Below are 599 nucleotides of genomic sequence, written 5' to 3'. Positions count from 1 at the left end.
CCATTGCTATTGTACTTCCTGTTCTGTTAGTTATCACCTCCGAGCATATCGGACATCAGATCGTTACAAGCAAGATCGTGGGAAGAGATTTGCTGAAGGATCCTGGTCTGCACCGTTCTTTATTTGCAGATAACTTTTCAACGATGCTCTCCGGTTTTATCGGTTCTGTTCCGACAACAACTTATGGTGAGAACATCGGCGTTATGGCTATGACAAAGGTTTACAGTGTTTACGTTATCGGCGGTGCAGCGGTACTATCTATCATCTGTTCCTTTATCGGCAAGATGACAACACTCATCAGTACGATTCCGGGACCGGTTATCGGCGGAATCTCATTCCTGCTCTACGGTATGATCGGTGCATCCGGTATCCGTATCCTTGTAGATGCACAGGTAGATTACGGCAAATCCCGTAATCAGGCTATGACAGCCGTTGTATTCGTTACAGGTCTTTCAGGCATTTCCGTACAGCTCGGAAGCATTCAATTGACAGGTATGGTACTGGCCTGTGTTGTTGGTATGATCATGGGTCTGGCATTCTATATTCTGGACAAACTGAAACTGACGAACGACAGAGATGAATAAAATGCGCGAATAAAA

General features: G+C 45.2%; 1 protein-coding gene. It reads left to right on the top strand.

The features are described 5' to 3' along the window. Positions 1-584: solute carrier family 23 protein (locus tag WMO25_RS18685; RefSeq protein WP_349086759.1), on the top strand; the 584-nt coding region annotated here is incomplete at its 5' end. Positions 585-599 lie beyond the last annotated feature (15 nt).

Origin of the sequence: Coprococcus intestinihominis (genome assembly GCF_040096555.1) — a bacterium.
GTDB classification, from domain to species: domain Bacteria; phylum Bacillota; class Clostridia; order Lachnospirales; family Lachnospiraceae; genus Coprococcus_A; species Coprococcus_A intestinihominis.
This window is presented reverse-complemented; position numbering and strand designations above follow the sequence as displayed.